Source organism: Burkholderia sp. MSMB1588, from assembly GCF_001546925.1.
GTDB classification, from domain to species: Bacteria; Pseudomonadota; Gammaproteobacteria; order Burkholderiales; family Burkholderiaceae; genus Burkholderia; species Burkholderia humptydooensis.
Window position 1 is genome coordinate 1,137,797 of record NZ_CM003770.1, and the last position, 21,020, is coordinate 1,158,816.

General features: G+C 69.0%; 15 protein-coding genes and 2 pseudogenes. 8 read left to right on the forward strand and 9 right to left on the reverse strand.

Annotated elements, in window-relative coordinates; all coding sequences use genetic code 11:
* Window positions 1-28: 28 nt before the first annotated feature.
* Together WS92_RS04670 and WS92_RS04675 are read right to left on the reverse strand one after the other, a co-directional pair.
* Entirely contained in the window at window positions 29-811 is a 783-nt protein-coding gene (locus tag WS92_RS04670) for an ABC transporter substrate-binding protein (protein ID WP_015603626.1), read from the reverse strand.
* Between the two features lie 232 nt (window positions 812-1,043).
* Window positions 1,044-1,813: pseudogene (locus tag WS92_RS04675) on the reverse strand (LysR substrate-binding domain-containing protein).
* A 136-nt stretch (window positions 1,814-1,949) separates the two neighbouring features.
* Here WS92_RS04675 and WS92_RS04680 point away from each other — a divergent pair.
* Window positions 1,950-3,161: a M20 aminoacylase family protein gene (locus WS92_RS04680; RefSeq protein WP_059933266.1), complete on the forward strand. Its 1,212-nt coding sequence runs from the start codon at window positions 1,950-1,952 to the stop codon at window positions 3,159-3,161.
* A 138-nt stretch (window positions 3,162-3,299) separates the two neighbouring features.
* Window positions 3,300-3,995: pseudogene (locus tag WS92_RS04685) on the forward strand (MFS transporter); the annotation flags it as partial.
* Between the two features lie 297 nt (window positions 3,996-4,292).
* Here the strand turns inward: WS92_RS04685 and WS92_RS04690 are convergent.
* Both WS92_RS04690 and WS92_RS04695 read right to left on the reverse strand, forming a co-directional pair.
* Window positions 4,293-5,009 carry a TetR/AcrR family transcriptional regulator gene (locus WS92_RS04690; protein ID WP_059933263.1) on the reverse strand — a complete coding sequence of 239 codons (717 nt, stop codon included), beginning with the start codon at window positions 5,007-5,009 and terminating at the stop codon, window positions 4,293-4,295.
* A 303-nt stretch (window positions 5,010-5,312) separates the two neighbouring features.
* Window positions 5,313-6,098 (reverse strand): IclR family transcriptional regulator, encoded by a 786-nt coding sequence (locus WS92_RS04695; RefSeq protein ID WP_006029026.1) that lies wholly within the window; start codon window positions 6,096-6,098, stop codon window positions 5,313-5,315.
* Between the two features lie 235 nt (window positions 6,099-6,333).
* On the opposite strand from WS92_RS04695, the gene pcaF reads away from it, so the two are divergent.
* Both pcaF and WS92_RS04705 read left to right on the forward strand, forming a co-directional pair.
* The gene (gene pcaF, locus WS92_RS04700; protein ID WP_015603480.1) at window positions 6,334-7,536 is read left to right on the forward strand and encodes a 3-oxoadipyl-CoA thiolase; all 1,203 of its coding nucleotides are present in this window, start codon (window positions 6,334-6,336) and stop codon (window positions 7,534-7,536) included.
* Window positions 7,537-8,199: 663 nt separating this feature from the next.
* Window positions 8,200-9,744 (forward strand): methyl-accepting chemotaxis protein, encoded by a 1,545-nt coding sequence (locus tag WS92_RS04705; protein WP_015603181.1) that lies wholly within the window; start codon window positions 8,200-8,202, stop codon window positions 9,742-9,744.
* 119 nt (window positions 9,745-9,863) lie between these two features.
* Here WS92_RS04705 and gabD read toward each other — a convergent pair whose 3' ends face one another.
* Both gabD and WS92_RS04715 read right to left on the reverse strand, forming a co-directional pair.
* Window positions 9,864-11,333 carry an NADP-dependent succinate-semialdehyde dehydrogenase gene (gene gabD, locus WS92_RS04710; protein ID WP_006029024.1) on the reverse strand — a complete coding sequence of 490 codons (1,470 nt, stop codon included), beginning with the start codon at window positions 11,331-11,333 and terminating at the stop codon, window positions 9,864-9,866.
* Window positions 11,334-11,417: 84 nt separating this feature from the next.
* On the reverse strand, window positions 11,418-12,701 hold the full coding sequence (locus WS92_RS04715; protein ID WP_006029023.1) for a 4-aminobutyrate--2-oxoglutarate transaminase: 1,284 nt from the start codon (window positions 12,699-12,701) through the stop codon (window positions 11,418-11,420).
* A gap of 141 nt (window positions 12,702-12,842) precedes the next feature.
* On the opposite strand from WS92_RS04715, the gene WS92_RS04720 reads away from it, so the two are divergent.
* Window positions 12,843-14,417, forward strand: a complete 1,575-nt coding sequence (locus tag WS92_RS04720) for a MocR-like pyridoxine biosynthesis transcription factor PdxR (protein WP_059932366.1) — start codon at window positions 12,843-12,845, stop codon at window positions 14,415-14,417.
* Between the two features lie 124 nt (window positions 14,418-14,541).
* Here the strand turns inward: WS92_RS04720 and WS92_RS04725 are convergent, their stop codons facing one another.
* A complete protein-coding gene (locus tag WS92_RS04725; RefSeq protein ID WP_006029021.1) occupies window positions 14,542-15,378 on the reverse strand; it encodes a DMT family transporter in 837 nt (278 codons plus the stop codon).
* A 241-nt stretch (window positions 15,379-15,619) separates the two neighbouring features.
* Between WS92_RS04725 and selD the strand changes: the two genes are divergently transcribed.
* The gene (selD, locus tag WS92_RS04730; RefSeq protein WP_009914253.1) at window positions 15,620-16,684 is read left to right on the forward strand and encodes a selenide, water dikinase SelD; all 1,065 of its coding nucleotides are present in this window, start codon (window positions 15,620-15,622) and stop codon (window positions 16,682-16,684) included.
* 321 nt (window positions 16,685-17,005) lie between these two features.
* On the forward strand, window positions 17,006-18,067 hold the full coding sequence (locus WS92_RS04735) for a purine-nucleoside phosphorylase (RefSeq protein ID WP_059932368.1): 1,062 nt from the start codon (window positions 17,006-17,008) through the stop codon (window positions 18,065-18,067).
* Between the two features lie 211 nt (window positions 18,068-18,278).
* Here the strand turns inward: WS92_RS04735 and WS92_RS04740 are convergent, their stop codons facing one another.
* Together WS92_RS04740 and ceoR are read right to left on the reverse strand one after the other, a co-directional pair.
* Window positions 18,279-18,569 carry a DUF4148 domain-containing protein gene (locus WS92_RS04740; RefSeq protein WP_015603389.1) on the reverse strand — a complete coding sequence of 97 codons (291 nt, stop codon included), beginning with the start codon at window positions 18,567-18,569 and terminating at the stop codon, window positions 18,279-18,281.
* 388 nt (window positions 18,570-18,957) lie between these two features.
* Window positions 18,958-19,962: a putative multidrug efflux transcriptional regulator CeoR gene (ceoR, locus tag WS92_RS04745; protein WP_006029017.1), complete on the reverse strand. Its 1,005-nt coding sequence runs from the start codon at window positions 19,960-19,962 to the stop codon at window positions 18,958-18,960.
* Between the two features lie 188 nt (window positions 19,963-20,150).
* Here ceoR and WS92_RS04750 point away from each other — a divergent pair, with 188 nt between their 5' ends.
* Window positions 20,151-21,005 (forward strand): alpha/beta hydrolase, encoded by an 855-nt coding sequence (locus WS92_RS04750; protein WP_059932370.1) that lies wholly within the window; start codon window positions 20,151-20,153, stop codon window positions 21,003-21,005.
* The last annotated feature ends 15 nt before the right edge of the window (window positions 21,006-21,020 follow it).

The window sequence follows — 21,020 nt, forward strand, 5'->3', positions numbered from 1 at the left end:
CGCATTGGCGCGCCGCCCGCGCGCCGGCTTACTTGCCGTAAACGTCGAAGTCGAAGTACTTCTTTGCGATCTTGTCGTACGTGCCGTCCTTGCGCATGTCGGCGATCGCCTTGTCGATCTTCGCCTTCAGGTCGGTGTCTTCCTTGCGCAGGCCGATGCCCGCGCCTTCGCCGAGCGTCTTCGGATCGTCGAGGTCCGTGCCGGCGAACGCGTAATCCTTGCCGCGCGGCGTCTTCAGGAAGCCGATGTCGGCCTGCACCGCGTCCTGCAGCGCCGCGTCGAGGCGGCCCGCGATCAGGTCGGCGTAGACCTGGTCCTGATTCTGGTACGGCTGCACCTTCACGCCCTTCGGCGCCCAGTGGACCTTCGCGTAGGTTTCCTGGATCGTGCCCTGCTCGACGCCGACCGTCTTGCCCTGGAGCGACTCGGCCGTCGGCATCAGGTTCGCGCCCTTCTTCGTGACGAGGCGCGTCGGCGTGTTGAACAGCTTCGACGAGAACGCGATCTGCTCTTCACGCTGCGGCGTCATCGACATCGACGACAGCACGCCGTCGAACTTGCGCGCCTTCAGCGCCGGGATCATGCCGTCGAAGTCGTTCTCGATCCACACGCACTTTGCTTTCACACGCTTGCAGATCTCGTTGCCGAGATCGACGTCGAAGCCGACCACCTTGCCGTCTGGGCCTTTCGATTCGAAAGGCGGATAGCTCGCGTCGACGCCGAAGCGGATCGTCGACCAATCCTTCGCCTGCACGCCGCCTGCCGACACCGCCAGCAGGGCCACGGTCAAAGCCGCCAAGATTTTTTTCACTGTCATTCCTTGTGTAGTTCGATGGTTGCGCGCGGTCGTGCCGCGGTGCGCTTCGGCCCGGCGCGGCTGCGGCCGGGCTGACTGGTGCCCTCGTCCGGTGCGGGACGAACGGTGCGCCAAGATTACCAAGACAAAATAGCCGGAGGCTGCTTAGTGGAAGCCCCGATAGCGATCGGGCGAGCGCCGCGGCGGCTTGTGCGGCGCGGCGTGCCGTTGCCGGCTGGGGAATGATCTACGTCAACGTTTCGTCGGCCGCCTGCCGCAGGCAGGCGATGAACTGCGTGACGGCGGGTGTCGGCAGCAGGTCTCGGCGCGACAGGATCGACAGGGCGTAGCTCGGCAGCATGTCGTCGAGGCGCGCGGCGCGGATGCCGAGCGGCGCGACCATCGCCGCGAGCGGCTTCGTGAAGCAGCCGATCACGTCCGAGCGCGCGACGAGGCCGAGCGTCACCGCGAACGACGACAGCGCGCGCAGCCGCCGCTGCGGCAGCGGCAGCCCGTGCGCGTTGAACATCGACATCTTCACGCTGTGCGGGAAGTGATCGGCGCCGGCCGTGACGATCCATTCGGCGTCGAGCAACTCGGCGAGCCGCCGAGCGCCCGCGAGCGGATGGCCCTCGCGCATCGCGACGACGAATTGCGTCGAGCACAGCGGCAGTTGCGCGAAGTCGCGCTCAAGCGCGGGGATGTGGTGGATCGCGGCCAGGTCGAGCTCGCCGTTGCGCAGCCGCGCGAGCGCGTCGGGCACTGTCATTTCCTCGAGCGATAGGCTCACGCGCGGCATCATCGCGCGGAACTTCATCACCGCGCGCGGCAGCGCGGTGAGCGCGATCGACGGCATCGTGCCGATCGCGATGCGCCCGGACTGCGCCCGGACAGCTCGCCGCGCGCTTGCTCGACCGCCTCGACGGTGCGGCGCATGTCGCCGAGCTCGCGCGCGGCGGCGCGCAGGCTCTTGTGATGGGCGGCGGAGACGAACACCTGCAGATGCTGGAGCTTCATGACGGCGAAGGCGGGGTGATAACCGCAGTTTATCGCGGTGAAAAAAACGGCATCTTATTGAACCGTTATGGCGTTGCTATAGTGACCCGTTTCCGCGCGTCCGATTGCCCGGACGCCGCCGTCACGGAGCCTTTCGATGAACGACGCCCGCTTTACCGAGGTCGACGACCTCGCCCCGCTCGCCGACGAACTGCGCGAGATCCGCCATCGCATCCACCGTCATCCGGAACTCGCGTACGAGGAGGTCGAGACGGCCGCGCTCGTCGCCGGCAAGCTCGAGGCGTGGGGCTGGCAGGTGACGCGCGGCGTCGGCGCGACGGGCGTCGTCGGCACGCTGCGCGCGGGCGACGGCGCGCGCAGCATCGGCGTGCGCGCGGACATGGACGCGCTGCCGATCGCCGAGGCGACCGGGCTGCCGTACGCGAGCGCCGTGCCCGGCAAGATGCACGCGTGCGGCCACGACGGCCACACGACGATGCTGCTCGGCGCCGCGCGGCGGCTCGCGCAGACGCGCAACTTCTCCGGCACCGTCCATCTGTATTTCCAGCCGGCCGAGGAGCACGGCGTCGACAGCGGCGCGAAGCGGATGATCGACGACGGCCTCTTCGAGCGCTTCCCTTGCGACGCGGTATTCGGGATGCACAACCATCCGGGCGTCGAGCCGGGCGTGTTCCTCACGCGGCGCGGGGCGTTCATGTCGGCGGGCGACAAGGCGGTGATCGACGTCCACGGCGTGGGCGGCCACGCGGCGCGGCCGCATCTGGCGGTCGATCCCGTGGTCGTCGCGGCGAGCATCGTGCTGGCGCTGCAGACGATCGTCGCGCGCAACGTCGATCCCGCGCAGCCCGCCGTCGTCACGGTCGGCTCGCTGCACGCCGGCACCGCGAACAACGTCATTCCGAGCCGCGCGCGGCTCGAACTGTCGGTGCGCTCGTTCGATCCCGCGGTGCGCGCGCTGCTCAGGCGCCGCATCGCCGAGCTCGTCGACGCGCAGGCGGCGAGCTACGGCGCGAGCGCGAGCGTCGAGTACATCGAAGGCTATCCGGTCGTCGTCAATTCGGATGCCGAAACCGATTTCGCCGCGCAGGTCGCGAAGGAACTGGTCGGCGAGCGCAACGTCGTCGAGCAGGCCGACATCCTGATGGGCAGCGAGGATTTCGCGTTCATGCTGCAGCGGCGGCCGGGCTCGTTCGTGCGGCTCGGCAACGGCGCGGGCGAGGACGGCTGCATGGTGCACAACCCGAAATACGACTTCAACGATCGCAATCTCGTGACGGGCGCGGCGTTCTGGGCGCGGCTCGTCGAGCGATATCTGGCGCGATGCGAGACGGGCACGGGGAGGGCATGAGCGACGAATGGTGGATGCCGGTTGACCGCTCGCGGGCCGGTTGCGATCGCAGCTTACGATGCGCCGCGCGCGTCGGCAACGCACGCCCGCCGTCGGCCGATCGAAGCCGATCGAAGCTGGACGGACCGGCGAACGCCGATGCTGATCGCGCCCGTCGGCATGTATCTGCGCCGCCGCCTCGCCGACGACGCGCCGGGTGCCGGCCACCACGGGATCGATGGCGGCGCGCTGCGCGAGTTGTTCGCGCAGCACGGCCGCACGGTGCTGCTGCTGACGCTCACGGTGACGGGCGGCACCGTGTCGACGTACATCCTGACGTTCTACATGCCGACCTACGCGATCCACACGCTCGGCCTGCCGATGATGCTGTCGATGTTCGTCGGCGTCGCGTCCGGCTGCGTGATGCTCGTCACGTGCCTGCTGTTCGGCTGGCTGTCCGACCGGATCGGCAGCCGGCGCCTGCCGATCTTCGTCGGGCGCGGCGTGCTCGTCGCGCTGCTGTTTCCGGCATTCGCGCTGATGAACCGTTATCCGTCGCTCGCGGTCGTGATGCCGCTCACCGCGCTGATGCTGCTGTTCTACTCGATGGGCTCCGCGTCCGAGTTCGCGCTGATGTGCGAGTCGTTTCCGCGCCGCGTGCGCGCCACGGGCATCTCGATCGCCTACGCGCTCGCGGTGACGCTGTTCGGCGGCACCGCGCAACTCGCCGCGACGTGGCTCGTGCGCGTGACGGGCAGCAAGCTTGCGCCGGCCGCGTATGTGGCCGCGTGCGTGATCGTGTCGCTCGTCGCGGTCGGGATGCTGTGCGAGACGGCGGCGGAAGCGGGCGATTGAGGCCGGCGGGGCGGACGGCGGGGCGGCGCGCGAGCAATTCGCGGCGCGCCTTCGTCAGAGGCGGGACGCGACGCGGAAAATGGGAAAAGAAGACGGCCGATCGACGGAGCCGACGAATCTCGACGCTCGGCCCCGAACTTCGAGGTGCGCTTGGGGGGCCGGGGGGCGGAGCATATTGGGCATGGCGTAAAGGTAACGCCCGAAGTCTGAAGCATGGGGCCGGAGCCGAGGCTGGAATTGGAGCTGAGGCCGAATCCCGAATCCAGAATCCCGACCCTCGCTACCTGCCGCGCCGCCCTATCCCCGCTCCCGCGCACCCGGCGACCGCGCGCCGCAAGCGCGCAGGATCAGCCGCACGACTTCGTCGGTCGTCGCGTCGAACGCCTTCGCCGCAAGCGCGCGCTTGCCGGACAGCGCGACGATCTGCGCATCGAAGTCCGCGTAATGCTGGGTCGTCGCCCAGATCATGTAGAGCAGCGTCTTCGGCTCGACCGGCTCGATCAGCCCGCGCGCGATCCAGCGCTCGATCAACGCGATCCGCGTATCCATCCACGGCTTCACGCGCTCGAGCAGCAGGTCCTGCATGTGCGTCGCGCCGCTGATGATCTCGTTCGCCCACACCTTCGAGCCGAGCGGCCGCTCGCGCGACAGAGCCATCTTCGCGCGCACGTAGCCGCCGAGCGCGGCGACCGGATCGTCGCAGACGTCGAAGCTGTCGGCGGCGGCATGCCAGTCCTCGAGCAGGTCGTCGAGCACGCGCCGGTACAGCGCGAGCTTCGTCGGAAAGTAATAGTGCAGGTTCGCCTTCGGCAGCCCGGCGCGCTCGGCGATCCGCGCGGTGCTCGCGCCCTCGAAGCCGCACTCGGCGAACACCGCTTCCGCGCACGCGAGCAGGTGCGCCTCGTTCAGCTCGCGGATGTGCGCCTTGCGCGCGCGGCTCGGCGCGCGCGCCGCTTTCGTCCGGGCGCGCGGCGCGGGCGCGTCGGGGGGCGTCGTCGGATCGTCGTGTGGCATGGCGTGCGCTCGTGTCGGCGGCAACCGGAGGCCGACATTGTAGACGCCGCGGCGTCCAGCGGACGCGTCGCGGCCTGCCGGCGGGCGTCCGGCGGCGGATTTGCGACAGCTTTTTTTAATTCATTGAATTCACGGCGCTAATGCGCTATAACCTGACCATTCGGACAGGATTCGATCGGCGAGCGGCGCTGCTTGATAAGCAAAACAAAGATAGGGCCGTGCAAGCGCCGCTGAGCCGTTCTGGCCGAAGATGAAGTGGAGAGTGCGCGCTTGGGGGCGGGGCGGCTCCCAAGCGCGCTTGTGTCAGCCGCGTCGCGCGACGAGTTGCGACACGGTCTGCGACGCTTCCAGCAGCGGATCGAGGAACGCCTTCACCATCTGCTTCGCGGTGTGCCGCTGCGCGTTGCCGCTGATGTTCATCGCGGCGATCACCTGCCCGCGCCGGTTGCGGATCGGCGCCGACAACGAAATCAACCCCGCTTCCAGTTCCTGATCGACGATCGCCCAGCCCTGGCTGCGCACGTGCGCGATTTCGTCCTTCAGCGCGACGGGATCGGTGAGCGTGCGCGGCGTGTACGCGCGCAGCGTGCTTTGCGCGAGCGTGTCGTCGAGCGCGGCGTCGTCGAGCGACGACAGCAGCACGCGGCCCATCGACGTGCAGTACGCGGGCAGCCGGCTGCCGATCGACAGATTGATCGTCATGATCTTGTGCGTCGGCACGCGCAGCACGTATACGATTTCGGTGCGGTCGAGCACGGCCGCCGAGCAGCTTTCGTGAATGCGCTCGGACAACTGCTCCATCACCGGCTCCGCGAGATTCCAGAACGGCATCGACGTCAGATACGCGAACCCGAGATCGAGGATCTTCGGCGTGAGCCGGAACAGGCGGCCGTCGGCCTCGACGTAGCCGAGCGTCTGCAGCGTCAGCAGGATGCGCCGCGCGCCCGCGCGGGTCAGGCCGGTCGCGGACGCGACCTCGGTGAGCGTCTGCTCGGGGTGCTCCGCGTCGAACGCGCGAATCACCGCGAGTCCGCGCGCGAACGACTGGACATAGGAGTCGCCGGGTTTGGCCTGAAATTCTGTGCTCATGGCGGGTGGGAATGATGTGCAGCGGAGAAGATTAGCGCATGGGGTCGGGTTGCGCCAACCCGCGCCCCGCATAGGCCCGACGCTTGACGGGAGGCCATGCACTCCCTATGATCGCACGGAAAACGTTCGATTAACGATCTTATGTTCATATATCGAACTTTCATCGCGTGAATTCAAGGCGAGCGGAGGCGGCGATGCCGAGCCGGCTCGCGGGATCAGACCGACCGGAGACGACATGACCGAAGCATTCCTGTGTGACGCAATCCGCACGCCCATCGGCCGCTACGGCGGCGCGCTGGCCCCGGTGCGGGCCGACGATCTCGGCGCGGTGCCGCTCAAGGCGCTCGTCGAGCGCAACCGCGACGTCGACTGGGCCGCCGTCGACGATGTCGTCTACGGCTGCGCGAACCAGGCCGGCGAGGACAACCGCAACGTCGCGCGCATGTCGCTGCTGCTCGCCGGCCTGCCCCACGCCGTGCCCGGCGCGACGGTCAACCGCCTCTGCGGCTCCGGGATGGACGCGATCGGCATCGCCGCGCGCGCGATCAAGGCGGGCGAGGCGGACCTGATGATCGCGGGCGGCGTCGAGAGCATGAGCCGCGCGCCGTTCGTCATGGGCAAGGCGACGAGCGCGTTCTCGCGGCAGGCCGAGATCTTCGATACGACGATCGGCTGGCGCTTCGTCAATCCGCTGATGAAACAGCAGTACGGCGTCGATTCGATGCCGGAGACGGCCGAGCACGTCGCGGCCGACTACCGCGTGAGCCGCGCCGACCAGGACGCGTTCGCGCTGCGCAGCCAGCAGAAGGCGGCGCGCGCGCAGGCCGACGGCACGCTCGCGCAGGAGATCGTGCCGGTGACGATCGCGCAGAAGAAGGGCGAGCCGCTCGTCGTGGCGCGCGACGAGCATCCGCGCGAGACGACGCTCGACGCGCTCGCGAAGCTCAAGGGCGTCGTGCGGGCGGACGGCACGGTGACGGCGGGCAACGCGTCGGGCGTGAACGACGGCGCATGCGCGCTGCTCGTCGCGAGCGAGGCGGCCGCGCGGCGTCACGGCCTCGCGCCGCGCGCGCGCGTGCTGGGGATCGCGACGGCGGGCGTCGAGCCGCGGGTGATGGGGATCGGCCCGGCGCCGGCGACGCAGAAGCTGCTCGCGCGGCTCGGGATGACGCTCGCGCAGTTCGACGTGATCGAGCTGAACGAGGCGTTCGCCTCGCAAGGGCTGGCGGTGCTGCGGCTGCTGGGCGTCGCGGACGACGATCCGCGCGTGAATCCGAACGGCGGCGCGATCGCGCTCGGGCATCCGCTCGGCGCGTCGGGCGCGCGGCTCGTGACGACCGCGACGTATCAACTGCATCGCACGGGCGGCCGCTTCGCGCTCTGCACGATGTGCATCGGCGTCGGGCAAGGCATCGCGATCGCGATCGAACGCGTGTGATGCGCGCCGCCGCGCGTCGCGCGGCGGCTTCCCTCAGGCGGCCCGTGCTCGAAAGAGCCGGGCCGTTTGTGTTCGCCCCTATCCCGATTTCCGGCTTCGGCGGGCGATTGCGCTGCGTGCCCGCTCCTTCGTCGCCGAGCCGGTTCCTCCCGTCCCTTCGCATCGTCCTGCGATGCGCACCGTCGTCCCCTTTACACCGCGCCGCTCCCACACTCGCTTAACTCGTTGGCGCAAAAGATGAATTCGCGTCTTGCGGAAATGTCGGGATAACTGAATCAGACACATTTCGCATCCATTTCAAAGAGGGAGTATTTTCGCCGGTGAATATCATTTTCAATTCCTGAATATTTGACCGACAATAGTCATGAAATAATTCATGCGAAATTGTTCGATTCCGATCGGAAAGAACCGAATGACCGGGAGCAGCAGTCCGGATGCGGCAATGCCGGCCGGGCCGGCCGCGCACCATGAAGGCGGCGCTTCCGGGCGCATTGGTTGACGCATGTCAATACCAAAGTTGCCGTGTCGGGCTTTCCCGGGACGAGGTCAATTTTTTTGAATTTATGCCGAAATAAAGAGTACAGGCTCATCGAAAGCAATTCGATTGATTCATTCGGCCGATGAAAGCAGTTAAAGGACGCAGATCCCATATTCGGAGCGCTCATGCGTAACAACCAACCTGTCACCCGCCACGAGTTCGATTTTCCCGACGACGCGACGCTGATGTCGACGACCGATCCGCACGGCCGCATCGCGTATGCGAACGCGACGTTCGTGCACATCAGCGGCTTCTCGAGCGACGAGCTCGTCGGCGCGCCGCACAACGTCGTCCGCCATCCCGACATGCCGCGCGACGCGTTCGCCGACATGTGGGCGACGTTGAAGCGCGGCGAGCCGTGGACCGCGCTCGTCAAGAACCGCCGCATGAACGGCGATCACTACTGGGTGCGCGCGAATGCGGTGCCCGTGATTCGCGGCGGACAGACGCAAGGCTACATGTCCGTGCGCACGAAGCCCGCACGCGCCGAGATCGCCGCCGCCGACGCGCTCTATCGCGATTTCCGCGAGGGTCGCGCGGGCAGCCGGCGCTTCCACAAGGGCCTGGTCGTGCGCGCCGGGCTGCTGCGCGTGTGTTCGCTGCTGCAGACGATGTCGGTGCGCGCGCGCATCCATCTGCCGATCGTCGCGCTGACGCCGGCGATCGTCGGCGCCGCGTGGGCGGCCGGCATGACGGGCGCGCCGCTCGCGCAGCTCGCGGGCGCGACGCTCGGCGGCGCGGCGCTCGCCGCATGGTGGCTCGACGCGCAGATCGCGCGTCCGCTGCGCACGCTGCGCCAACAGGCGCTCGACGTCGCGACGGGGGCGAGCCGCGAGGGCGTCAACATGAACCGCGTCGACGAGATCGGGATGACGCTGCGCACGATCAACCAGCTCGGGCTGATGTTCCGCTGGCTGATCGAGGACGTGAGCGAGCAGGTGCTGACCGTGCAGCGCGCGATCAACGAGATCGCGCAGGGCAACCACGATCTGAGCGCGCGCACCGAGCAGGCGGCGGCGAGCGTCCAGCAGACGGCCGCGTCGATGGCGCAGATGACGGCGACCGTGTCGAGCAACGCCGAGACCGCGACGCAGGCGAACCAACTGTCCGAATCGGCGAGCCACGCGGCGGAGCGCGGCGGGCGGGCGGTGCGCGAGGTGGTGAGCACGATGGGCGAGATCACCGAGAGCTCGCACCGGATCGCGGAGATCATCGGTGTGATCGACGGCATCGCGTTCCAGACCAATATCCTTGCGCTGAACGCGGCCGTCGAGGCGGCGCGCGCGGGCGAGCAGGGGCGCGGCTTCGCGGTGGTCGCGGGCGAGGTGCGCGCGCTCGCGCAGCGCAGCGCGAATGCGGCGAAGGAGATCAAGACGCTGATCGGCGCGAGCGTCGAGCGGGTCGAATCCGGCGCGCAGACCGTCGACTATGCGGGCAGGACGATGGACGAGATCGTGTCGCAGGTGAAGCGCGTATCCGATCTGATCGCCGAGATCAGCGCGTCGACGACCGAGCAGCGCGCGGGCGTCACGCAGGTCGACGACGCGGTCGTCCATCTCGACAACATCACGCAGCAGAACGCGGCGCTCGTCGAACAGAGCGCGGCGGCGTCGGAGAGCCTGCGGCAGCAGGCGTCGCTGCTCGTCGACGCGGTGGGTGTGTTTCGCTGACGCATCGGGCGACGCGTATGTGTCGCCGATTCCCGTGCCTGCCGGCGCGCGAAGCGCCGGCGGCGTTTCGGACGGTCGCGCCGCCTGTGCGGCGCGCGCGACGCATCACACGTCACACGTTACACAGCAACGCACATGTACTTGATCACGACGTAATCGTCGATCCCGTAGTGCGAGCCCTCGCGGCCGAGCCCCGACTGCTTGACGCCGCCGAACGGCGCGACCTCGTTCGAAATGATCCCGGCGTTGATGCCGACCATCCCGTATTCGAGCGCCTCGGCGATGCGCCAGACGCGGCCGATGTCGCGGCTGTAGAAGTACGCGGCGAGGCCGAACTCGGTGTCGTTCGCGTAGCGGATCGCTTCTTCGTCGGTCGAGAACCTGAACAGCGGCGCGAGCGGGCCGAACGTCTCTTCCTTCGCGACCTTCATGTCGGGCGTGACGCCCGTCAGCACGGTCGGCTCGAAGAAGCCGTGGCCGAGCGCGTGGCGCTTGCCGCCCGTCGTCACGCGCGCGCCCTTGTCGAGCGCGTCGGCGATGTGCGATTCGACCTTCTGCACCGCCGCGCCGTTGATGAGCGGCCCCTGCACGACGCCCGCTTCGGTGCCGAGCCCGACCTTCAGCTTCGCGACGGCGGCGGTCAGCTTCCCGGCGAACGCGTCGTAGACCTTCTCGTGCACGTAGAAGCGGTTCGTGCACACGCAGGTCTGCCCGCTGTTGCGGTACTTCGACGCGATCGCGCCCTCGACCGCCGCGTCGAGATCCGCGTCGTCGAACACGATGAACGGCGCGTTGCCGCCGAGCTCGAGCGACACCTTCTTGACCGTCGCCGCGCATTGCGCCATCAGCAGGCGGCCGACCGCCGTCGAGCCGGTGAACGACAGCTTGCGCACGACCGGGTTCGACGTGAGCTCGCCGCCGATCGCCTTCGGGTCGCCCGTGACGACGCTGAACACGCCGGCCGGCACGCCCGCGCGCTCGGCGAGCACCGCCATCGCGAGCGCGGAGAACGGCGTCGCCTCGGCCGGCTTCACGACGATCGGGCAGCCGGCCGCGAGCGCCGGGCCGACCTTGCGGGTGATCATCGCCGCCGGGAAGTTCCACGGCGTGATCGCCGCGCACACGCCCACGGGCTCCTTCGTCACGACGATCCGCTTGTCGGCGGCGGGCGACGGGATCGTGTCGCCGTACACGCGCTTGCCTTCCTCGGCGAACCATTCGAGGAACGACGCCGCGTAGCCGATCTCGCCCTTCGCCTCGGCGAGCGGCTTGCCTTGCTCGGTCGTCAGGATCAGCGCGAGGTCGTCCGCGTGCGCGACCATCAGATCGTGCCATTTGCGCAGGATCGCCGCGCGCTCCTTCGCGGTCTTCTTGCGCCATGCGGGCCACGCGGCGTTCGCCGCGTCGATCGCGCGGCGCGTCTCGGCCGCGCCCATCGCGGGCGCCGTGCCGATCAGCGCGCCCGTTGCCGGGTTGCGGACCTCGAACGTCGCGCCGCCGTCGGCGCCCTGCCATTCGCCCGCGACGAACGCGCGCTCGCGCAGCAGCGCGGGATCTTTCAGTGCAAGGGTTTCGTGAGTGGTAGTCATCGTGTGTCGACCGTATCCGGAAACGATTGGCGCCGCCCGCGCGCGACGCGGCGGGGGCCGCGACGCGCGCGGGCGGCGAAAGACTCAGGCGGGCACGCCCACCGCTTCCTTCAGCACGCTCTCGAGAATGCCGAGCGCTTCGTCGAACACGGCATCCTGGATGGTGAGAGGAAAGAGGAACCGTATCACGTTCGCGTCGACGCCGCAGATGAGCAGCAGCAGCCCGCGTTCGAGCGCGAGCGTCTGCACGCGCTTCGTGAACGCGGCGTCGGACGCGCGCGTGTCCGGATCGACGAATTCCGCGGCGACCATCGCGCCCGGGCCGCGCACGTCGGCGATCTGCGGCACGTCGGCGCGCAATGCCGCGAGCTTCGCCTTGAGCTTGTCGCCGAGCGCGTTCGCGCGCTCGGCGAGCTTCTCCTCGTCGATCACGTCGAGCACCGCGTGCGCGGCGGCGACGGCGAGCGGATTGCCCGCGTACGTGCCGCCCAGGCCGCCCGGCGCGGCCGCGTCCATCACGTCCGCGCGGCCGACGACGCCCGACAGCGGCATCCCGCCCGCGAGGCTCTTCGCGATCGTCATCAGATCGGCGCGCGCGTCGTAGTGCTCCATCGCGAACAGCTTGCCCGTGCGCGCAAAGCCCGTCTGCACTTCGTCGGCGATGAGGAGGATGCCGTGCGCGTCGCACAGCTTGCGCAGCGCGCAGACGAACTCGGCGGGCGCCGGGTTGAAGCCGCCTTCGCCCTGCACCGGCTCGAAGATAATCGCGGCGACGCGCTTCGGATCGATGTCGGCCTTGAACAGCGTCTCGACGGCGGCGATCGAATCGGCGCTCGACACGCCGCGCAGCGCGTTCGGATACGGCGCGTGGAACACGTCGCCCGGGAACGGGCCGAAGCCGATCTTGTACGGCGCGACCTTGCCCGTGAGCGCCATGCCCATCATCGTGCGGCCGTGGAAGCCGCCCGCGAACGCGATCACGCCCGGCCGGCCGGTGTAGGCGCGCGCGATCTTCACCGCGTTCTCGACGGCTTCCGCGCCCGTCGTGAAGAACGCGGTCTTCTTCGGCTGCGCGATCGGCGCGCGCGCGTTGATCTTCTCGGCGAGCTCGACGTACGACGCGTAAGGCACGATCTGATAGGCGGTGTGCGTGAACTGCTCGAGCTGCCCGGCGATCGCCTTCACGATCTTCGGATGGCGATGGCCCGTGTTCAGGACCGCGATGCCGGCCGCGAAATCGATGAAGCGGCGGCCCTCGACGTCCCACAGCTCGGCGTTCTCGGCGCGCGCGGCGTAGAAATCGCACATCACGCCGACGCCACGCGGCGTCGCGGCGTTCTTGCGGGCGTGCAGATCGGCATTGTTCACAGTCGTCTCTCCTCGGGGTTCGGATGCGCCGGCGGCGACGGCCGCTGGCGGGCACGTCGTCCGGCGTGCGCGTTGAAACGACTATAATCAAACTTGGCTCTGAAAATCAGAGCCATTTTAATAAATATGTAGGAGCCAATTATGCGGGTGAGCGTGCTGTCGGACTGGCTGGCGCAGCGGATCGTGCGCGGCGGCGGCGCGCAGCCGATCTACCGGCAATTGCACCGGCTGCTGCAGCAGGCGATCCTGACCCGCGAACTGCCGGCGGGCGCGCGCGTGCCGTCGTCGCGGCTGCTCGCGGCGGAGCTCGGGATCGCGCGCAACACCGTCACGCAGGTCTACGAGCAGCTCGCGCTCGAAGGCTACGTGAGCTCGGCGACGGGGCGCGGCACGTTCGTCGCGGACAGCGCGCCGGACGAAATCGTCGGCGCGCCGGCCGAATCGCCGCCGGGTGCGCGCGGCGTGGCGGCGTCGACCGCCGGGGCGGCGGCCGGCGTGGAATCCGACCCTGCTTCCGAGGCCGGCTTCGCGCCCCGTTCGCTGTCCGCGCGCGGCGCGCGCCTCGTCGGCGGCGCGGGCGTGTCGAAGCGGCAGGGCGGCGCGTTCATGCCGGGCGTGCCCGACGTGTCGCGCTTTCCGGCGCGTGTGTGGACGCGGCTGCACAACAAGTACTGGCGGCGGCTGCGCCCCGAGCTGCTGACCTATGCGCCGGGCGGCGGCCTCGCGCCGCTGCGCGAGGCGCTCGCCGATTATCTGCGCACGTCGCGCTCGGTGCGCTGCGCGCCCGGGCAGATCATCGTGACGACGGGCATTCATCAGTCGATCGATCTCGCGGTGCGCCTGCTGACCGATCCGGGCGACGTGATCTGGACCGAAGACCCGTGCTATTGGGGCGTGCGCAGCGTGATGCACGTGTCGGGCCTGACGACGCGGCCGATTCCCGTCGACGAGGAAGGGATCGCGCCCGCAGCCGCCGATTTCGCGGCGCCGCCGAAGCTGATGCTCGTCACGCCGTCGCATCAGTATCCGCTCGGGATGGTGATGAGCCTCGCGCGCCGGCGGATGCTGCTCGAATACGCGCGCCAGCATGGCGCGTGGATCATCGAAGACGACTACGACAGCGAGTTCCGCTACGGCAGCCGGCCGCTCGCGTCGCTGCAGGGGCTCGACACGGCCGGGCAGGTGATCTACGTCGGCAGCTTCAGCAAGACGCTGTTTCCGGGGCTGCGGGTCGGCTATCTGGTCGCGCCGGAGCCGCTCGCCGAAAGCTTCGCGACCGCGAGCGCCGAGCTGTACCGCGAGGGGCAACTGTTGCAGCAGGCGGTGCTCGCCGAGTTCATCGCGGAAGGGCATTTCGTGTCGCACATCCGCAAGATGCGCACGCTGTACGGGCAGCGCCGGCAGACGCTGCTCGACGCGCTCGCGCGCCGCTACGGCAACGCGCTGCCGGCCGTCGGCGGCGATGCCGGGCTGCATCTCGTGATGCGGCTGCCGGACGGCGCCGACGACCGCGCGGTCACGCGCGCGGCGCTCGAGCGGGACATCGTCGTGCGCGCGCTGTCCGGCTATTACGCGGATGCGACGCGCGCGGCGTCGGGGCTGCTGCTTGGCTACGCGTGCGTGCCGGAGGACGAGATCGCGCGCGCGTTCGACACGCTGTCGCAGGCGATCGACGACGTGGTGTTCGGGCGCGCGGCGGCGACGGCGGCGGCTTGACGCAAGCGCGTAGCGGGGCGGCGGGGGCCGGCGGGGGCGGCGCGCGTTGCACGCGCCGCGTCGGCAAACCCCGCGCCGGCCGAACCCGCGAACCGGCCGATTCCGCGCAAAGCCGGCGTTTGCGTCAGATCCGGATCAGCATCGCGCCCGCGACGACGAGCGCGCACGCGGCGAGCCGCCGCGCGTTGGGCCGCTCGCGCAGCGCGAGCCAGCCGATCGCGACCGCGAAGATCGAGCTCGTCTCGCGCAGCGCGGACACGGTCGCCACCGGCAGGTGCCGGTACGCGACGATCGCGATCGCATACGCGGCAAGCGACAGCGTGCCGGCGACGAGCCCGCGCGACACGGCGGCGCGCGAGCCGGCGAGCGCGCGCACGCCGCCGCGCAGCCGGCAGATCAGCGCGAACTGCGGCACGTTCCACAGCAGGTACACCCATGCGACGTATGCGAGCGGGTTGCCGGCGAGCCGCACGCCGCGGCCGTCGACGACCGAGTACGCGGCGATGAAGAGGCCTGTGACGATCGCGTACGGCACGCTTTCGCCGGAAAAGCGCAAGCCGCGCTTGAACGCAAGCGACACGATGCCGAGCGACACGAACGCGATGCCGGCGAGCGCGAACGGCGTCGGCTTTTCGCCGAGCACGACGAGCGCCAGCGCGCAGACGACGAGCGGCGACAGGCCGCGCGCGATCGGATAGATCTGGCTGAACTCGCCGCTGCGGTACGCGCGCAGCAGCGCGACGCAATAGCCGAGCTCGAGGAGCGCCGACGCCGCGATGTACGGCCACGCGACGGCGGGCGGCAGCGGCAGCGCGAGCGCGAGCGCCGCGCCGGCGAGCAGATACGGCACCGACATCGTGCCGAGCTGCGCGACGCGGTCTTCGCTCACGTGCAGGAGCGCGTTCCATACCGCGTGCAGCAGCGCGGAGAACAGGACGAGCAGGACGAACAGTTGATCCATCGACGCGTGTGCAGGCGGCCGACAGCGGCGGGCCGGGATGGCGAAGCGCACGATTATCGTCGCGTTTGCGATTTCGCGTCGGCTCGCGCGGGGCGCGCGTCTTGTCTCATGTCGCATGCCGCGCCGTGTGTCGCCCGGAAAATGAGCACAGCGGGCGCGCGGCGGGCGCACGGCCGGCTCGCGCGCAATTGCGCGCCGGATTGTCGATAATAGAGCGTTCTGTCTTTTATCGGATTTGGTGATGACCGAGACCAAGCAAACCGACGCGGCGCCGCCGCGCCTCACGAGCCTGTCGCACGGCGGCGGCTGCGGCTGCAAGATCGCGCCCGGCGTGCTGTCGGAGCTGCTCAGGCGCAATGCGCCGCCCGCGCTCTTTCCCGATCTGCTCGTAGGCACCGAGACGTCCGACGACGCGGCCGTCTACCGCCTGAACGACGAGCAGGCGATCGTCGCGACCACCGATTTCTTCATGCCGATCGTCGACGATCCGTTCGACTTCGGCCGCATCGCCGCGACGAACGCGCTGTCCGACGTCTACGCGATGGGCGGCAAGCCGATCCTCGCGCTCGCGCTCGTCGGCATGCCGATCAACGTGCTGCCGCACGAGACGATCGCCGCGGTGCTGCGCGGCGGCGAGGCGGTGTGCGCGGACGCGGGCATCCCGGTGGCGGGCGGCCATTCGATCGATTCGGTCGAGCCGATCTACGGGCTCGCGGCGCTTGGCGTCGTCCATCCGGCGCGCGTGAAGCGCAACGCGGCCGCGCGCGCGGGCGACGTGCTCGTGCTCGGCAAGCCGCTCGGCGTCGGCGTGCTGTCCGCCGCGCTGAAGAAGGACCGGCTCGACGCGCAAGGCTACGCGCAGATGATCGCGACGACAACGAAGCTCAATCGGCCGGGCACGGCGCTCGCCGCGCTGCCGGGCGTGCATGCGCTGACCGACGTGACGGGCTTCGGCCTGCTCGGCCACACCCTCGAGCTTGCGCGCGGCGCGGGGCTGACCGCGCGCGTGCGCTACGGCGCGCTGCCGTGGCTCGCGGGCGTCGAGGCGTTCGCGGCCGACGGCGTGTTCACCGGCGCGTCCGGCCGCAACTGGGCCGCGTATGGTCACGACGTGCGCCTGGGCGACGGCCTGCCCGCCGTCGCGCAGGCGCTGCTGACCGACCCGCAGACATCGGGCGGGCTGCTCGTCGCGTGCGCGCCCGACGCGGTCGACGAGGTGCTCGCCTGCTTCGCCGGCGACGGCTTCGATCGCGCAGCGGTGATCGGCGAAATGGCCGACGGGCCGGCGCGCGTCGACGTGAGCTGACGCGCGCGCGTCAGCGTTTGTCGCGTTCGCCGAATTTCGCCAGCAGGAAATCGATCGCGCTGCGCAGCTTGGCCGTCGGCGACGGTCCTGCGCGTAGACGAGATGCATCGGCGACGGCGCGAGCGGCCACGCGCTCAGGACGGGCGCGAGGCGGCCGGCTTTCGCCGCCCGCATCGGCTCGCGGTGGCGACAAGACCGTTGCCGCTGCCGTATCCGGATACGCCGCCGCTTTCGCTCACGTCCGGATATTGACCTCCTTTATACTGCTCGCGCAGTCTCGAATGCCGTTCTCATCGAACTCATTTTTAATAAGGAACGCTAATGCTGACTCGCTCGATACTTTCCGCCGCCGTGTTTTCGCTTGCCGCGTGCGCGACGGCGCCGTCCGTCGCGCAGAACAACGGCGACGCATTCGCCGAAGCCGGTGCCCAGGGCCGCCCGGTGAAGGTGATGATCATCTCGATGTTCGGCCCGGAGGGCCAGGCGTGGCTCGATCGTCTCGGCCCGTGGAAGAGCGTCGCGGTGCCCGGCCTGTCGCCCGACTACCCGGACGTGCATTGCAACAGGCAGGACGTGTGCGTCGTCACGACGGGCATGGGCTATGCGAACGCCGCGTCGACGATCATGGCGCTCACGTTCTCGCGCCGCTTCGATCTGCGGCAGACGTACTTCCTGATCTCGGGCATCGCGGGCGTCGATCCGGCGCGCGGCACGCTCGGCACCGCCGCGTGGGCGAAGTACCTCGTCGATTTCGGCCTGCAATGGGAACTCGACGCGCGCGAGATTCCCGCGAGCTGGAACGGCGGCTATCTCGGCATCAACACGAGGAGCCCGAACGACAAGCCGCCGCTCGACTACCGCACCGAAGTGTTCCAGTTGAACGGCAAGCTCGCGGACGCCGCGTATGCGCTGTCGCGCAACGTGCAGCTCGCCGACAGCGCGCAGGCGCAGGCCGCGCGGGCGAAGTTCAACTACGCGCCCGCGAACCAGCCGCCCGTCGTGACCCGCTGCGACACGTCGTCGGGCAACACGTGGTTTTCCGGCACGCTGCTCGGCGAGCGCGCGCGCCAGTGGACGAAAATCCTCACCGACAACAAGGGCACGTACTGCATGACCGCGCAGGAAGACAACGCGACGTTCGAAGCGCTCAAGCGCGCGGCGGGCGTGAACCGCGTCGACCTGAGCCGCGTCGCGGTGCTGCGCACCGGCTCGGACTTCGATCGCCCGTATCAAGGCCAGACGAGCGCCGACAATCTGCTGAACTACGCGGACCAGGGCGGCTTCCCGCTCGCGACCGAGAACCTGTATCGCGCCGGCAATCCGCTCGTGCAGGACATCGTCACGCACTGGAGCGAATGGAAGGACGGCGTGCCGCGCCGCTGACGAATGCGGCGCGCGCGACGCGCGCCATCAGCGCCGGTCAGCGCGACGGCGAGCTCGAGCGGAACGGTTTCCAGACGGGCGTGCTGTCGTCCCAGTGATCGAGCTGTGATGGAATCGGGCTGTTCATGATCGTGATCTCACGCTGACGAATGAAGCGGCTGCATGCAGGACGACGCGCCGCGCATCGGTTGCGATGCGCGGCGCGTCGCGTTTACCGGCCCGCGCCCGCGAGCTGGTTCGCGTCGGGGTCCGGGCGGTACGGGCGTTGCGCGACAAGCTCGGCGCCGGGCGGCGCGTACGACATCGACTTGCGCAGCGCGGCGAGCGTGCCGTCGCGTTGCGCCTGTTCGAGTTCCGCGCGGACTTCGGCGCGCGTGCGGGTGCCGTGACCGTGCCACGACGTGTCGCCGTAGCTGCCCGCAGGGCCGATCCCGCCGTCCGCGAATGCCGGCGCGGCAACGGCGAGCGCGAAGGCGGCGGCGAGAAGACTGCTGCGTTTCATGATGTGACCTCCTGTCGATTCGATGCGCACGTGGAAGCGGTGCGCGACAGGCTGTACTTTAGAAGCGTGCGCCGCGGCGATAAATGGCGATGCCGCGAATTGAATTGTCGCGAGGATGGAACAATCGGAGTCCGTGACGTCGGCAAGGGTTTTTTGAGTACGCGACGGCATGCGACGACGTGCCGTATCGCGCGTGCGTTTCGATCGGATAGCCGCGCCGCGGATCATTCACGCGAAGCGGTGAGGCGTTCGATGGGTGATGACGGCCGATCGGCGCGCTTTCAATTGGACGCACTTCTTGCAAGCTGTTTGCCGGCCACGCAAACATATGATGAATTGACGAGCGCGCGCGGTGCCGGCGCGCGCATTCGCCCACGCGACTCGCCGCTCAAGCCACCCACTCGTTCAACACCGGCGTGTCGAGCGACGGCGCGCGCTCGGCTTCCTCGAACGTGCGCTTGCTGCACGCCGCATCGAGCCCCTTGCGGCCGCTCAGCAGCGGGCAGCGCTCGAAGATCTCGGCGACCCAGTCGACGAACACGCGCACCTTCGGCGACAGATGCCGGCTGTGCGGATAGACGACCGAAATCGGCATCGGCAGCGGCTTGTGGCCCGGCAGCACCTCTTTCAGCGTGCCGTTGCGCAGGTGCGGCAGCACCATGAAGAGCGGCGGCTGGATCAGCCCGAAGCCTTCGATCCCGCAAGTCACGTATGCATCCGCGTCGTTGACCGACACGAGGCCGTTCATCTTCACCTCGACTTCCTTGCCGTCGATCAGGAACGCCCAGTCGATCGTGCGCCCGGTGCGGCTCGAGAAGTAGTTGACGGCCTTGTGCTGCGCGAGCGCCTCGATCGTCTGCGGCTCGCCGTACTTCTCGAGATACGCGGGCGACGCGACCGTCGTGCCCTCGAACAGCCCGACCCGGCGCGCGACGAGTGACGAATCCTGCAGCGCGCCGACGCGGATCACGCAGTCGACGCCTTCCTGCAGCAGATCGACCGGCCGGTCCGTCAGGCCGATCTGCAGGTCGATATCCGGGTAGCGCGAATGGAATTCGCACAGAGAAGGGATCACGATCAGGCGTCCGATCGAGCCCGGCATGTCGACCCGCAGCTTGCCGTGCGGCTTTCGGTTGTTGACCTGGAAGCTCGCCTCGGTTTCCTCGACGTCCGCGAGAATCCGCACGCAGCGCTCGTAGTACGCGGCGCCGTCGGGCGTGAGCGACAGCCGGCGCGTCGTCCGGTGCATCAGCCGCACGCCGAGGAAAGCCTCTAGATTCTGGATGATCGTCGTCACCGACGCGCGCGGCAGCCCGAGCGTCTCGGCCGCTTTGGTAAAGCTGTTCGTATCGACGACGCGCGTAAACACCTGCATGGCCTGCAGCCGGTCCATTACTCTACCTCCGCGATATTTGCACCCCGAACAGATGCAGGCCGCGACACCGATGAAGGCGACGCAGCCGATGATTGTTCAGAGGACGTGAATTGTGTTGCCGGATTATAGGCATTTATCCCGATGTCTGCCGGACCCAGAATGCGATCCATCTCGCAATGGACGCGCGACGCTGCGCAATACACGTCATGGATGCATTCGATTTCCGCCGCCAAATCACGGGCACGAGCGCCGAAAGCGCACGCGTGCGGCCGGCGCTCGCGGTGTCGGACGTCGTGATCGGCGGCTACGCGCAGGACATCGCGCTGCGTCTGTATCGGCGCCCCGACAAGTCCTCGCTGCCGGTCGTGCTTTATTTCCACGGCGGCGGCTTCGTGCGCGGCGCACTCGACGACGCCGATCGCGCCGCGCGCCATCTCGCCGAGCACGTGCCGGCGCTCGTCGTGTCGGTCGATTATTCGCTCGCGCCGCGGCACCCGTTTCCGGCCGCGCCGGAAGACGCGTACTGCGCGGCGCGCTGGGCCGAGGCGCGCGCGCGCGCGTTCGGCGGCAATCCGCGCAAGATCGGCGTGGCGGGGCACGACGCAGGCGGCCAGCTCGCGAACTGCCTCGCGTTCATCGCGCGCGATCGCGGCGAGATCCGCATTGCCGCGCAGGCGCTGATCGGCCCGATGCTCGACCCGAGTCTCACGCGGCTCGCCGACGCGGCGCGTCTCGTGTCGTCCGACACGACCGCGCAGGAGTGCGCCGCGTGCTACCGCGCATACCTGCCGCAGCCGTCGCAGCGAATGCATCCATACGCGGCGCCGCTCGAATCGGTGCGCCTCGCGGGGCTGCCGCCGACGCTCGTCGCCACCGCGCAGAACGACGTGCTGCATGTCGAGGCCGAGAAATACGCGAGCTGCCTGATCGACGCGGGCGTGCCGACGCAGGTGGTCCGCTACCGGGACGTGTCGCACGCGGCGCTCGCCGACCACGCGAGCGCGCTCGAAGAGGTGGCGCGATTCTTCCAGTTCCGCTTCAGCGCGGGTTTTCCGGGCTGAAGCCGTTTTCATCCG